Source organism: Acidianus infernus (genome assembly GCF_009729545.1).
Lineage (GTDB): Archaea > Thermoproteota > Thermoprotei_A > Sulfolobales > Sulfolobaceae > Acidianus > Acidianus infernus.
The window spans coordinates 1,865,397-1,880,011 of the sequence record NZ_WFIY01000004.1; the positions used below are offsets into that span (position 1 = coordinate 1,865,397).

At 33.9% G+C, this 14,615-nt stretch carries 14 protein-coding genes and 1 pseudogene; 4 read left to right on the forward strand and 11 right to left on the reverse strand.

What is annotated here, in order from left to right; all coding sequences use genetic code 11:
- Positions 1-2 precede the first annotated feature (2 nt).
- From D1867_RS10690 to D1867_RS10700, 3 genes are all read right to left on the reverse strand, one after another.
- Complete coding sequence (locus tag D1867_RS10690) at positions 3-581, reverse strand: hypothetical protein (protein WP_155864119.1); 579 nt, start codon at positions 579-581, stop codon at positions 3-5.
- 24 nt (positions 582-605) lie between these two features.
- Complete coding sequence (locus D1867_RS10695; protein ID WP_155864120.1) at positions 606-1,280, reverse strand: hypothetical protein; 675 nt, start codon at positions 1,278-1,280, stop codon at positions 606-608.
- Between the two features lie 319 nt (positions 1,281-1,599).
- Complete coding sequence (locus D1867_RS10700; RefSeq protein WP_155864121.1) at positions 1,600-1,857, reverse strand: DUF4898 domain-containing protein; 258 nt, start codon at positions 1,855-1,857, stop codon at positions 1,600-1,602.
- 131 nt (positions 1,858-1,988) lie between these two features.
- Here D1867_RS10700 and D1867_RS10705 point away from each other — a divergent pair, with 131 nt between their 5' ends.
- Complete coding sequence (locus D1867_RS10705) at positions 1,989-2,315, forward strand: hypothetical protein (protein ID WP_155864122.1); 327 nt, start codon at positions 1,989-1,991, stop codon at positions 2,313-2,315.
- A 195-nt stretch (positions 2,316-2,510) separates the two neighbouring features.
- On the opposite strand, the gene D1867_RS10710 is transcribed toward D1867_RS10705, so the two are convergent.
- Positions 2,511-2,963 (reverse strand): hypothetical protein, encoded by a 453-nt coding sequence (locus tag D1867_RS10710; protein WP_155864123.1) that lies wholly within the window; start codon positions 2,961-2,963, stop codon positions 2,511-2,513.
- A gap of 674 nt (positions 2,964-3,637) precedes the next feature.
- Entirely contained in the window at positions 3,638-4,957 is a 1,320-nt protein-coding gene (locus tag D1867_RS10715) for an APC family permease (RefSeq protein WP_155864124.1), read from the reverse strand.
- 415 nt (positions 4,958-5,372) lie between these two features.
- Between D1867_RS10715 and D1867_RS12775 the strand changes: the two genes are divergently transcribed.
- Positions 5,373-5,501, forward strand: a complete 129-nt coding sequence (locus D1867_RS12775; RefSeq protein ID WP_420809298.1) for a hypothetical protein — start codon at positions 5,373-5,375, stop codon at positions 5,499-5,501.
- Positions 5,502-6,061: 560 nt separating this feature from the next.
- On the opposite strand, the gene D1867_RS10725 is transcribed toward D1867_RS12775, so the two are convergent.
- The 4 genes from D1867_RS10725 to treH1 all read right to left on the reverse strand — a co-directional run bounded on the left by D1867_RS10725 (position 6,062) and on the right by treH1 (position 9,587).
- Positions 6,062-6,493 (reverse strand): type II toxin-antitoxin system VapC family toxin, encoded by a 432-nt coding sequence (locus tag D1867_RS10725; RefSeq protein ID WP_155864125.1) that lies wholly within the window; start codon positions 6,491-6,493, stop codon positions 6,062-6,064.
- Positions 6,462-6,713 carry a VapB-type antitoxin gene (locus D1867_RS10730; protein WP_155864126.1) on the reverse strand — a complete coding sequence of 84 codons (252 nt, stop codon included), beginning with the start codon at positions 6,711-6,713 and terminating at the stop codon, positions 6,462-6,464. The genes D1867_RS10725 and D1867_RS10730 overlap by 32 nt, the downstream gene beginning before the upstream one ends.
- A 108-nt stretch (positions 6,714-6,821) precedes the next feature.
- Positions 6,822-7,565, reverse strand: coding sequence for an NAD-dependent protein deacetylase (gene cobB / locus D1867_RS10735; RefSeq protein ID WP_155864127.1), 744 nt, complete (start codon positions 7,563-7,565; stop codon positions 6,822-6,824).
- A gap of 267 nt (positions 7,566-7,832) precedes the next feature.
- The gene (gene treH1 / locus D1867_RS10740) at positions 7,833-9,587 is read right to left on the reverse strand and encodes an alpha,alpha-trehalase TreH1 (protein ID WP_338078045.1); all 1,755 of its coding nucleotides are present in this window, start codon (positions 9,585-9,587) and stop codon (positions 7,833-7,835) included.
- 773 nt (positions 9,588-10,360) lie between these two features.
- Between treH1 and D1867_RS10745 the strand changes: the two genes are divergently transcribed.
- Positions 10,361-11,191, forward strand: a complete 831-nt coding sequence (locus D1867_RS10745; RefSeq protein WP_155864129.1) for a DUF973 family protein — start codon at positions 10,361-10,363, stop codon at positions 11,189-11,191.
- Between the two features lie 300 nt (positions 11,192-11,491).
- On the opposite strand, the gene D1867_RS10750 is transcribed toward D1867_RS10745, so the two are convergent.
- Both D1867_RS10750 and D1867_RS10755 read right to left on the reverse strand, forming a co-directional pair.
- Positions 11,492-12,355: a KaiC domain-containing protein gene (locus D1867_RS10750; RefSeq protein WP_155864130.1), complete on the reverse strand. Its 864-nt coding sequence runs from the start codon at positions 12,353-12,355 to the stop codon at positions 11,492-11,494.
- A gap of 30 nt (positions 12,356-12,385) precedes the next feature.
- Positions 12,386-13,933, reverse strand: coding sequence for an APC family permease (locus tag D1867_RS10755; protein ID WP_155864131.1), 1,548 nt, complete (start codon positions 13,931-13,933; stop codon positions 12,386-12,388).
- A gap of 161 nt (positions 13,934-14,094) precedes the next feature.
- Here D1867_RS10755 and D1867_RS10760 point away from each other — a divergent pair.
- Positions 14,095-14,517: pseudogene (locus D1867_RS10760) on the forward strand (RNA-guided endonuclease TnpB family protein); the annotation flags it as partial.
- Positions 14,518-14,615 lie beyond the last annotated feature (98 nt).

Genomic DNA, 14,615 nt, shown 5'->3' on the forward strand with positions numbered 1-14,615 from the left:
GATTAATATTTTTTATAATATATAAAGATAGTGGATGGTTGAATAAAATTAAGTGAGACGGTATCTTTATTCGTAAATGCTTCATCATTACTTAATTTTGGAGGGAGGTAGTAAGGTAAGCTGATTGAATTCATAATATATAATGTTTTAGAGAACTCCGTTTTGAAAGTAAAGTTGATCACGGGATAAGGTAAGCTTATTGAGGAATATAATATTACATCCTCTGGATATAATAACGAAGAAACTTTACAAGTTTGTTTCCCATCTTTAACTTCTATATTGTCAACTTTTCTATTCCTTATAATCATTAAAATTTTTGCTTTTAGTTTCTCGTCGTCTTTAATTTCTATTAAATCTAAAGATATTTCACACGATCTTCTATAATCATTTATATTTACGTCATATAGTAGAACGTCAATTGAAGGATTTAAGATAACATACTGCCCTTTTTTCAGTAGTACTCTTATGGATATTAGATTATTTATTAGTGTCTCTTTCTCATAATTAATCTTTCTCAATTCTCTTGTGCTTCTAGGAATTTTAAAATATTCCAAGACTTCTTGAATAAAATATTTATTCACACTTACATGCCTTCTAGGCAAATTTTATTTTTTACTACATAATTTTGTCAGTATTACATAAGCTGTATCTGGAATTGGGAAATCAATAGTAGCTCTTACTTCATCATTAAAAATCTTTATATCATTTTTATAAATTATATTTTCAGGCTTTCCATATTGATTAATTTTGTCCGTAATAACTAATTCGCTCCTAGATATTTCAAATCCTTCATATTTGAGCCATACAGAATAACGCATGACAGGAAAATTACGAGTTAATATAAAAAAGTTAGCAATGCTAGTTTCTCCATAAATACGCTTTAGTACTTTATACAATTTATCTGGATTATCTAATGAATTTTTATATTTTATATTGAATAATAATAAATAATTTCTATTTTTGGCTAGATTACATTCTAACTTTAAGCTAAAAACATATATCATTTCCAAATTAGACAAGTTTATATTAAAATTACATAATTTCTCTATATTATTTTCAAATAATTTAATATTTTTCTCTATAATCTGAATTTTTTCTACAGGAAATAGGCTGAATATAAACAAATCTTTCTTTAAATCTTCTTTTAAAGTAAAATTTATTGTATACTTAAACTCTCCTAGTCCATTTGAAGATATGTATGAATAATTTTCAATACTATGAACCAAATATTTGGAATTTAAGTTATAGCCCAGTTGTCTTAGTCTTTCAACTTCATACATATTATATATTATTATGTTTATAATTATAAGGATTTACCTCGAATAACTAATAAAAATTATTAATGCCTATGTTGTCTATTCTACTTAAATCTATTCAGAAATTTATATGAATAAATGTAAATCCTTTATATAAATTAAAATATAAAACATCATTTAACGATTTCTAGCAATTTGCGGGAAAAATACTGCATCGTGTCTTATACAGTACTCGAAAGAATTAAAAACTTATTATAAATTTATCGTATATTTCTGATCACTTTTAATGTACAATATAACTAAAAAATTTTTATCAAACCCATAGTATAAGATTATAAATATTTTATTTCATGCATATGGATATATTACTAGATTTATCTAGAGTTATTATTACAGTTTTAAATTTTCTTACTTTTGATATTGAATTTCGTATCATCTCAATTTCATGAAATAATGTTTCTGGGACGCTTATAATTATTTCCTTATCTTCTACATTTTTAGGTAAAACAAAATTAAAGAATTTCTCATAATTTGATATTAGTGACCTAGGTATCTCCTTATAATAAAGGCATTCCTCGCTTATTTCCTTCTTTCTTTCCATATGGAATATATACTTATTAATATTATAAACATTTCGTATAGATTAGTCTATATAAATATATTTAAATAGAAGAATTAACTGCAATATTCTGATGTAATACTTTTTTATTCTTGATCGTCAAAGTAATACTCATGAAGGTAATAGAGTCATTATACGACAGATCAATGAGCGAACATGGATTATTTGCTAAAGATGTTCTAGACGAGATTATCCCTAAACTTAAGGCTAACGCTCATTATTTTAGGAGTAAAGGAAGCATATTCTCTTTGGCACCGTCGAATAAATATATTTGGACAATGAGGATAAACCTAAAACCATTTTATGTTATACTGTGCAAATACAGATATACTTATTGGACTCTTCCGGATTTAGAGCTTAAAATAATTGATTGCTATAGACTAAAAGGCGAAGTTGAGAAGTACTTCAAGGAGAAGTTTTACTTAGTAATTGAAGAGTAAAGAATTGAAGGCTAGACTAACATTAAGAGAATTAACTCTTACTCCTTGTCTTTATTTATTTCTGACTTCCTCCTGGAAGGGTTACCTTCCAAGGGGCTCATAGTTCCCGTCATTAATTCTAGTCCAGAGATCATCATTGGAAGAGTGTGGGACTTTCACGCTGGTTGCTCATACTTGAGCTGGGGAGGAGCGTCATTACATTCTTGGGCTATCGTGAGGCTTTGCCTCCTTAACTTTGTAAAATCTTTCCTTATAATCTCTTAGTATCTTAAAAGAAAGAGAATCCATCTCCTCTTCTCCCACAAAAGGCAGTATAATTTCGTCCTCTTTTAAATACACGATGTACTTTATTTTTTCATTAAGTAATTTTACGTTTTCTATTAACTCCTTATTATTACAATGATAAAAATTGTTCAGAAGGTCTTCAATGCAATTTACATATCTTTTAAGGAAATTAACGCAATCGACTTCTATTTCATCTCCGTTCAATATTGATTTATTTTTTATTTTAACACAAGTTATCTGGTCATTAAGGGAAAACGATGAATATTCCGAAGATAACTGAATGTCTAGAAAACCTGCTGAAGTTACAAATCCTTTCTCGAAAATTTTTCCTTCCCTAGTTATTCCTACAAGAACTGGTTCCATGTGATATGTTCTCACTCAAGGTTAAATAGAGTTGCTAGATGAGTATTAAAGAAATGCTCATAATGTTTATAATAAATTACATTATTAAAAAAGAATTTATCAGTATACTATATTTAGATTCAAGTTTGGTTCTCTTTATTCCCAAACTATCGTAAATAGAATCAGAGCTAATTATTTTTCGCAGAAGCGTTTTTAGCAGCTCTTAAAATCCTCATCATCAATCGATGCAGTAACCTTAATTGGGTCAAGAGAGAATTTCTAAAAGTTGCTATAGACGTTGATATATCATTTTTTGTACTCCTGCAAGATCAATAAGGCTTTTCTCTTCAGCTAATAGCTAAGAAAAAATCAGAATCAATATGAAGCAATTTCTTTTTCAGCCTCCTCTAAAGCTTTCTTTTTTAATTCCTCGATACTCAAGCTTTGTGGGAACTTTTTCTCTTCTTCTAGAACTTTAACCCTAGGGGCTATTCCTTAATTCAGTTATATAATAAAACTCATCTACATTAAATTTATCCCTTCTTTAGGTAAGTAAAGTCTACCTTACTTTTTTATTTATTTAATTTAACCATCGCGAATAATACTTGGTGTAGAGAATATAAAGATTTTCCACTTTTGTTCGCTCTATTGAAGTAAATAATTATTGTTTGTAAGAAAAATTGTATGCAGTACTATTAATCTTCTGTTGATGATAGCATTTCCTTAATTTCCAGATAGAAGAAACCTAGGACTATCCAGCCCAAAAAGATATTTATCATTATTGGAGAGAATCCCGTGAATGAGTATAGAAGCACTACAATGCTAACTAAAGTTGCTAATATCCCTATAGTTAATTCCCACCAGTGTTTCTTAGCCCTCTTTGCGGTAATTCTTACTAAGGATAAATTAGCGGAAGAATGTATGAATAAGTTAAATATGCCTGCTAGACCTCCTAGTATGACGAAAACCCCATATAATCCCATAAAGTTTGTAAGCGTTACTACGGCGGAAGTAAATATTCCTGCTATCAAGATTTCAGCATATAAGGGCTTTCCTTTTATATCCTTAGCCAGAATTGAAGGAAATACCTTATCCTCTGACATTGCCTTTAAAGTCCTTGAATTTGCTAGAATATAGCTCATTCCGCCTAGTATTCCATCGTTTAAAGATATAAAGCCTAAAATTATTGCGCCAGCTATCCCGAAGTCACTTAATAAATACTGAACTAAGTTCCCTGTAAAGTCTAATGCCCCTAAGGAGTAAAAGAAAAACACTGCTAAAAGGCCTCCATAAAATACTACTGCAACTGCAACTTTTCCTATACTCTTTGAAGAGGCATCATAACCTAATGGTGCAATTGAACCATAGCCTGTAGGGATTCCTAGACCAAAAACTACTGCCTCAAAAAGCGAAGAGGATAAACTAATGTTGAAAGGATTATAAAAGTGCCATCCTGAGTCCCTCAAGAAGAATATTGCCAGGCTAACGAGAGCTATCATTTCTGCAGTTGACATAATCATTGCGTACTTTGCTGATGCCTTAACTCCTGCAATTACTAGCGTGGAAGCCAGTCCGCTAACTATTAATGCCAATAACCATTGATTAAGTAAGATGCTAGGTGTAAAAGGTAACATTCTAAGTATTGAATAAAGTACGTAAGCTCCGCCTGCTAGCAATGTACCTCCGTAAGATAATGCATAGGCTAAATAAACCCAACCTGTGCTAGTCCCCAATCTTTCTGTTAGCGCATAATAAGCATAAGTATAGTAACCTCCTCCCCTCTTAAACCTACTACTTAGCCTATTTATTACTATTCCATTTAATGCAACGACCGCAGTAGCAATTAACATTGCAAAAGCTCCCTGAGTCCCTACTAACGATATCATTACAGTACCGAAGGTTAGTAGAGAAATAAAAGGAGCTTGACCTCCAAAGGATAGGAAAAATAAGTCTAAAGTTGAAAGTTTGATCTTGGTTCTGCCTTTGTTGATCCCTACTGGCTTTTGATCGTTCATTATACAATAATTTGCGGAGGAAAATTATAAGACTTACTTGTATTATATTTTGATAAAATAATATCACGGATATAAAAGAAAATATAATCAAATTACTCTTTCTTTTATAATACTAGAAGAGATTAAGAATTATTAAGGTTCTTTTCTAAATTTTATTTAATGCTAACTCAAACTTCTTCTGACGTATTATTATCGATTGCCGATGATTTTCTTTCTAAGGATGACGTTGTTTCACCGACTAGAAGGGTTACCTCCAAGGGGCTCATCGATTCGGGTGGCCAGAGAACTACCATTGGAAGAGTGTGGGACTTTCATGCTGTTACCCTTCACTTGAGCTGGAGAGGAGTGTCATTAACGTCACTATAAGGCTGCTGAAGAAACAATAAAGCTTTTATCAATAAGGAAAAAGCTTAGCATATTAAGAACTGTGGAGAATCAAAAAAGATGGACCTCTTCTATATTATTTGAGGCAGCAAAGAACTTGGGGAGAGGCATACAAAATCTTGCATTCTGCTTGATATTTGCACGTTTTTGGATTTCATGAAAAGTGATGCGGAAAAGATTTCTATAAGAATAAAGAGAAAATAAATAATTGTCTCTTATATAGATATAACGCGTAATCCTACTATAGCAGGAAAAATTCTATAAGATCATGAGTAAATGTAATAGTAAAATGATGAACCGTGTTTCAGCTGAGGTGTGAAGAAAATCGCTGTGCTGATAACGGTTTAAAGTCAGTTGTAAATATTCATTCATGAGAAAAGGGAAAGCAAAGCTTTACTGCGGATGCTTCCAAGCTGTCGGGTTATCAATTAAGGAATTTCTCGAGATGACAAAATAAACGATAAGCCTCGCCCCTTCTAGGGGCTGGGTAAAGTCTTTTAAACGCCAACTATGCCTATTAATTAAAGTCACGAAGAAGCCTAGAGGAGTAATCATTTGCCCCAAGGGACATAAACTTCACAGTGACCTAAACGGTGCGTTAAACGTTCTAAAGAAAGTAACAAGAAAAATTGTTAATGCAGTTAAGGAACCTCTATCATTCGTCGTAGATCACAACCGAGTAGCACCCATAAAGGGGTGTAACCCTTGAGACCTCGCCCTTTAGGGCGGGGAGGAGGTCAGTATTTCATCAACAAAAATTACATTTAGTTCTGCTTTAAAAGGCTCAATTTCCTTTTCCCTTCTAAATAAGGTTGGTAAACCTAAGACCTTACCCGTTGCAATACTACTCGCATCAGCCAACGATATAGGATATTTACACTTTATTTTATAAACTTCTCCTTTTATCCTGGAAAACGGGAATATTGTAAAATAGCCTGAAGTTTTAAGCATATTTTCAACCTCTTCTGCCTTCTTTTCTCCGTTTTTCCTACAAATTACGTATTTTATTTCCTCAACGTTTAACTCATTTATTACTACTTCTTCCAAGTTATCTTCTATATACTTTTCTAATTTTTTGCCTTCATCGCTTCCTGACAATATGTCAATGAGTATTCCGGAATCAAACACCATACTTCTCTTTCTCGTGCTCAATTTCCTTTCTCCTCTCTTCTTCAAGTTCTTCCGCAGAAAGGTTAGGCACTATTCCTACTAAACTCCTTAAAATCTCTGGATTTTTCTTCCTATAGAGAGAAAGTAAGAATTCTATTACGTCGTTAAAATCCACTTTTTCTCCTCTCTCTATCTGTAATTCGCCCATGATTTTGATTAATTCCCTTTTCACTTCCTTTGATACTCTAATTGTGTCTGACATCACTTTGTTACTTTGTTACAAAGTATATTAAGGTTTACCAAATGTCAAAGGGAACGTGTATAATCAAAATCGTAAGTGAACGTTGAGTTATTATGACGATAAGAGATATTATTTTCCTGTAATTTCCTTCTCAATTTCATTAACTATTCTAGGTAATGCAACCTCTATTGGTTCTCTAATAATTACGTCAGCCTCTTGATCTAAAGGAGTTTCGTCTGCGTTAATAATGATAAGTGAGCCTCCCCTCTCTTCTTTAACTATTTGAGGAATTAAGTTTGCAGGATATACAGTAAGGGAAGAACCTATAACTAGAGCAAGGTCTGCCTCATAAGCTATCCTTACTGCTAATTCAAAATCCTTTACTGGCTCTCCGAAAAGTACTACGTCAGGCCTTATAATTCCTCCGCAAGAACATTTAGGAGGAAGGTTTCCTTCATCGATCATTTTGAGCACTTCCCTAGAATCGTATTGTCTAAAGCATGATGAACAGTAAGATCTCTGCATTGTTCCATGTAATTCTATTACGTTTTGTGAGCCTGCCTTTTGATGCAGACCGTCTATGTTCTGCGTAATTACATATTTTATAATACCCATTTTCTCCAGCTTAGCTAAGGCGTAATGTGCTTCATTTGGTTTTGCTTCGAATAATCCTCTCATTCTCTGAGAATAAAATTCCCAAAAGCCTTTAGGATCTCTGTTTAGATAATCAATTGAGGCGATCTCAGGAGAGTACTTTTTCCATAATCCGTTAGGCCCTCTGAAGTCCGGGATACCGGAGGCGGTGCTTATTCCTGCTCCTGTAAATGCTATTGCGTAAGTTGAGGATAATAGGAGCTCTACCACATTTTCCATAATGGGTTCTCATAAATATTATTGAAGAAGGGATATTATGTTTTGCTAAAACGAAATAATTTAAACATACATATAGAATATCAGAATTTACAAGAATGGGGATTAATGGACGGATGGATATCCCAATTAGTATTAATGACTCTCCTCTCAAGTATTCCTCTGGGCTAGAATCGTTGAGTCCCTTGGGAGGTAACCTTTCCAGGAGGAAGTCAGAACAAAAAACTTGTCTGATGAAGAGAAGCCAGTTGAATGAGGAGAAAGAGATAATCAGCTTTTATCTTCCTTCTTCTCAGCTAATTCATCCAATGCTAGGATTAAATTAGCTTGGGCAAAGGCTTGAGGATAGTTTCCAGTAAATTCCTTCCTGTCTGGATCTATATGCTCTCCAACTAAGTATATTCCTTGAGTAGCATCAAGTATTCCTTTAATTATGTTCTTAGCATCTTGGATTCTACCTAGTCTAATGTAAACCCTAGCTAGCCATAAGGACGCAAGGACAAAGGGGTATTTAGCCTCACCTAGGAAGTCCCTCTTATACCTCTTCAGTTGTCCCTTATATAAGAGCTGATTTTCTATTTCCCTCAACGTATTTAAGAAAATCTCATCTCTCACGTCAATGAAACCGTAAATTGGTAAAGTAAGCAGTGCAGCGTCAACTTCGTTACTCCCTACTTTCTTTACGAATATTCCGTTTTTAACTCCGTTTTGTAAAACCCACTCCTTTATCTCATGCTTAGTTTCCTTCCATGGATTTTCTTTACCTATTGCGTTCATTAATTTTCCTGCCCTATCTAACGCAACCCACATCATTACCTTAGAGTGAATATAATGCCCTTGTACACCTCTTTCTTCCCATATTCCTACATCTTCTAATTTCCAGTTTTCCGAAACCCAATCTGCAATGTACTCTATCACGTCCACATGGCTTCTTATGTAATTTTCGTCCCCAGTAGCTTCATAGTATTTGTAAAAAGCATCTAAGAAGAAACCTTCCAAATCAAGCTGTAATTGCCCAGCAGCCGCATTTCCTATTCTTACAGGCTTAGAGTTCTCGTAACCTGAAAGCCAAGGTATTTCTTCCTCTTTTGGAGGGACTGAGCCATCAATCGAGTAGAGAGGATAAATGAAGGGCTTGGAAGTAAATGAGACCATTCTTGAGAAGAATTCTATTATTCTTCTAGCCTCTGCAGAAAAACCAGCAGATATTAAAGCCTCTGCAACTATTGACGAATCCCTAACCCATGCAAATCTATAATCCCAATTTCTTGTTCCTCCTTCAACTTCAGGGAGAGACGTAGTGGGGGCAGCAACAATTGCACCAGTAGGGTTGTAAAGTAGTCCTAAAAGTATTCCAACAGAAGTTTGATAAGCGTCAAGTAATTTGTCTCCAGTGTATCCTTCAATTTCTATTTCTGCAATCTTTCCTTTACTCCTTCCCCTTTTCATTGTATTCCTCCAATAGGCTATTGTCCTTTCAAACCCCCTTGCAACGTCGAATTTAAGTTGTCTTTTGCCGAATATTCCGAACCTATCATCTTTAAAGTAACCCATGTAAATGTAACCCTCACCGTAAACTGTCCAAGAGTTTTCAGAAATCTGGTCAAGCTTGTCGAAAAGAAGATGAACTTCTAAGAATTCTGAGCTTTCCGGATTTGAGAACTTGAAGACATTATTTGAAAGCCTTTCTATTATTGCTGGACTTTTACCGTAATTAAAAACGGGGAGGATTGAAACTTTTAACGGATTTTTTGCCACAATTTTTCTAACCAATCCATGTTCTCCGTGGAGTAATAAATCAGTTATCTCGCTTCCGTCTTTTAGTGTAGTTAGTAGAACGTTTGGAACTAAGTATTCCTGCTTTGCTATTTCTCCTGAGATAAAAAAATGACCTCCTCTTTGAGGGTCTAATATTGAGGAAAAAACTGAGGGCGAATCATACCTTGGAAATGCTAGCCAAACAATGTCAGTTCCTTTTATTAAAGCTCCAGTGAACTCGTTATTGATGCAGGGGAGAGGTTTCACAAAATTAGAAAAGTTTGGTAGATAATAAAGCATATGCTAAGCATATACGATGCAGTAATAAATACATGAATAATACTCCATAGGAAGCTATTGCGAGATGTACTCCGAAATAGGGCTTGCCTCCTCTCCAAAGGGCAAGTTTTGTCGTTCGCTTTATCATTACAAGGAAACTCTAAATAATTGATATTTTTAAATAATACATAAAATTAATCAGTTTATCTTTATTTATAAGCCTTAATATTGATATTGATCGTTATATAGACAATTAATCTATTATACTTTTATATAGTTTCAGTTTTACTATTTATTTCACCATAATAGTAACTTATGACCTCAATTTACCCTTTAATTTTTCTTCGATAGAAAAATACGTTTTTCCTTGTATCTTATTAATTTAATAGCGTATATGAGTAATATAAATGAATATTATACAGTACTAAGCGATTTTAACTAAAAATCATCACATAATCGACTATAATACTGTAAGTCTCTAGGGTTATAGCTTTGATTTAGTTAGTTAGTCTGCCCATCCTCCTTAATCTTAACATATTGATCCTGCAGTTGGGAGATTTAAAATAAAATACATCCATTCATTTAAAATTTCTAATTAATAAAATGATATTTCCTTTTTTCCTAGACTCTATAAGTAGAATTTCTACAAGATACAGGATAGTCAATACACTAACTAGAGAATAATAAAACTTGCATGTTTCCATTAAAATCTGATATTTCTGAACGTAAATTTTTTTATTTTAATGCTATGAAATATAATCATGAGTTTTGAAACAGATATAGAGGGATTGAAGGAATTAAAGGATGCCTCTCTGTGGTTTATAATAATAGAAATATTAGCAATTATAGGAGAATTCGCTAGTGTCGCTGCTCTAGTAATTGCAGTAATAGACTTAGTTCTTCTATTTACGATAGCTATTCCAAAACTTAGACATGCATTTCAAATCTTTGCGTCTACTGGAAAAAATGTCTCAAAAGGTTTTACAGGATTGAACTTAATTCTGCCAGGAATAGTTGTTGAACTATTAGGAGGAGCTCTGGCAATAGCTGGATTATTCTCCTCAAGTGTAAGCCTTGCTATTGTAGGAGGTGTGATAGTATTTTTAGCAGCAATTATTCTATTTATAGCATATTTACTTATAGGAATAGATATTTTTAACTTAGGCAACTTTTACAATAATGATATGCTAAAAATTGGAGGAATTTTAATTATAATTCCTTTCATTTCCTTTATAGGCTGGATATTGACTTATGTAAGTGTCGATGAAGTTATAAATAAACTAAGGGGAGGAACTTATGTGCCTCAGCAGTTTCAAGTATATCAAGTAGGGCAAGGAATAATAAGACTTGATGGAACGGCTAACCTTACCTTATTTTCTTCAATTAATGTAAACGTAGTAAGTGCCTCAATAGATAATACCCCCTATACTACAACAAATATAATTCCTAACGTACTAAATGTAGGAAATAATTTCATTACAATGAAATTTGCAGGAGTAACAGGGTTAATTCCAGGAAATAATTATTATCTTACGATTTATCTATCAAATGGAACCAGCATAAAGGCAGTAGTAACATGCTCCTCAACTTAAACCTTTATTTATTGTGTTTATTCTCAAAAATTTAGTTTTATTTTAGAAATAATTCATATTAAATATTAGAATAATGTTATATACAATATTTATTATAAAAACATTTTATGATATAACCTTATTAAAAATGTCCTACAATTAATTGCAGGGAAAGGAAATAAGATGAATTTATATATGTTTTAAAACTTTATTTTATATTCATTTATTATACTATTTATTAAATGCATTTAATTGCTATATAATCTATAACATAAGGTGTATTTATTTTTACTTTCAATGGTTCTACAAGAAAATAATGGTTTAACCTTCATCTTCTTCAACTTCTTGAATTTCTTCTGTAACCTTTTCCTTTTCAGCCTTCTCTTCCTCCTCCATAGCCTTCTTCATTTCATCAACTTCCTCCTTTGGTAAAGGTTCAACTGTTGCAGAGAAATTAGTGACCTTTAAATACTTATCCCACTCTACAATAATTCCGTTATCCGTTATTTCCATTGGGTGTCTAACCATTGAGATCTTAGTATCTCTCATCTTCCATACAATTATTGACCTATACATTTTGCCCTCAACTTCATCAAGGTCCATCCTAATAATTCCGTCTACCGCATGTTCTACTCCTGGTCCTCCAAAACCTCTTTCTCCTACGGAAACTTGACTGACGAAAAATGCAGTACAGCCAAGTCCAGAAATTATCCTCTTTAAAGTCATTACTATTCCTCTAGCCATTGCGGGTTTTGTTAAATAAAGCGTACTTACTGAGTCTATTGCAACTCTAGTAGCCTTTAGGTCTTTTATAGCCTGCCTTAATACGTCAGCCAATTCCTTAACGTCGTCAACGTTCTTTACTACGTATTTCTCTTTTTGCGCAGTTGAACCGTAACCGCCAGTAAATGCGTCAACAATTGCGAATTTGCCTTCTTTTTCATATTTTGTCACATCCCAGCCGAAGTGGTGAAAACTCCTAAGCACTGATACTGGGTGTTCTTCTAAGGCAACATATACTCCTGCCTCTCCTCTAATCAGTCCGTTATAAATGAATTGTTGTGCTGAAATTGACTTACCGGTTCCTGGACCTCCAGAAACAAGGACAATGTTCCTTTCAGGAATACCGCCATAAAGTATTTCGTCTAATCCAGGGATATAAGTCCTAACTCTTCTTACGTTCATAAGATTAAATACTCTTTAAAATATAAAAAATCAACTAACTTCTTTATTACTTGCTTTATCTGAGTTACTTCTACTACTAGTAGTAGATATATTACTACTCCACACTCCTAGAAAATAAAAAATCAAGGATACAACTGAAACTATTGCAGATGCTTCATAAAAGTTAATTAATTTTAGAGCACCGTCACTACCTATATAAGTCATTATGGTTAAGAAGGCAATATCTCCTATGTACCACAAGGATTTAACAAAGTCCTCCTTTACTTTATAGATTGCTCCAAAAATTAAACTTCCTGCCGTAAGTAAAATTACAGCATAAGGAACTAAAGGCCAGCCTGACCAGAATACTATTAAAGATGAGAAAATAAAAGCTAGAGGTGAGACCACTAAAGTAAATCTATTCTTTATAACTCCTTTTCTCCATAGAGAACCCATTACCACGGGGTTAACTAAAAAACCTATGTAGCCTGCAATAACGCTGTCAGTAATTAAGCCGTAAATTGTTGGCAAAGGTGAGGAAATGTAAGTTACCACTGAACCTATAATTGCGAAAACTATTAAGCTCCAGTAAGGTATTGAATACCTTTCGTGCAATTCCCTCATAGAACTTGGCACGTATCCAGACCTACCCATTGCAAATAAAACTCTAGTCCCTGCACCTAGGTAAATATATCCAGTAATAAACGGTCCTATAATACCTATTATTATGGTTAGCAAAAGTAAAGGTGATGAATGCAGACTTGAGGCAATGTCAATGAAAGGATTACCAGGAAGTGATGATAATGAAGACCAACAACCCTGTTTTATTCCTAATTTACTCCAATTCAATGACGCAACAAAGGCAATTGAGAAAAGTACGTAAATTAAGGATTGACCTAAGATAGTTATTAGTATTGCACTACCAAGCTTTTTAGTCTTGGCTTCCTCTGCATAATCTGGTATAACTCTAATTCCTCCGAAGGCAAACATCGCTAAAGGTATTGCTGAAAATACTCCTGCAAAACCGAAGGGAAGAAAACCTCCGTAAGCAGTAAAATTCCTAGGAATGAAAGATAATGCTATTACGCCCAATGCTACAGCTAAGTAAAGTATTAGCTTTACTCCTCCCCCTACAAGGGTAGATTTTCCGAAGAATTTAACTCCGAAATAATTGAAAGGAATGAAAAGAAATAAAATTACGACACCTATTAAAACGCCTTCAGTAGTAGGAACTCCTGAAGAATTTATCAAAGAAGGGTAAAAATAGTCCAGCCCCTCGACTACTGCTAAGGCTTCTATTGGTGGTATAAATAAATACCAAATAAGGTCTGCCATTGCGTTTATTAAATTAGTAACTTTTCCATGGGAGTATATTGCATATCTAGATGGCCCTCCTGCCTCTGGATAAATTCTCGATAATTCTACGTAAGTTAAGCCTACGAAAGTGTAAAATATAGAACCTAGTACCCAAGCTAAAATAACTCCCGGACCAGCTAAGGCAGACATTCCTGCAGAGCTGAAAAGAACTCCCGTTCCAACTGCACCCGAAATTCCTAGAATTGTCAGTTCCAAGAAACCAAGTTCTTTACGTAATGGCATAAAAAGTAAAAATAGTAAGGAATATTTAAGTTTTCATCTTAACAGAAGTTTGATTCTAAATAACTGTGAGATTACAAAACTGGGGGTTAAGGGGGCGAAAAGCCTAAGGGATGGATAGCCCCCTTATAGATTTAAAAACTACTTCTTTTTCCTGTCATTCAATGGCTAGAAGGAAGAAAAACCCAATCAGAGCAACAGTTTCAATGAAGATTGGTTTATCTAACACCCTCCTAGCCCTCGTGAACAACTAAGTTAAGGCACTCCGTTTCACCTTGTTCTGGTTGAAAGAGAACATCCAAAACCTTGAAGAAAAGAACACACTTTCTAAAGTGCACGAGGGATTGTATGAAAAGCTAAAGAAGGAGTACAATCTGCCATCAAAGGTTGCTGAGGACTGTTATCGTGATGCCTTGGCAACATACAAGAGTTGGTACAACAATTCTAGAAAGGGTAGGTTCCCGCGCGTTTACAAGCCCACTGTATGGCTAACACCAAAAGCTAGCTACAGTGTAGACTTAGAGAAAATGACAGTTAAGATAGCAAGTGTTGGTGAACTGCCAATACTAGGGGTTATGAGAACGATCGTGACGTTATTGCAGTCACGAATTTAAATGGGGGTCTCTGACCCTCTCGACTGCCCACCAGATGTAAACCCAAATCGATGAGGGGAACCTCGCTGACG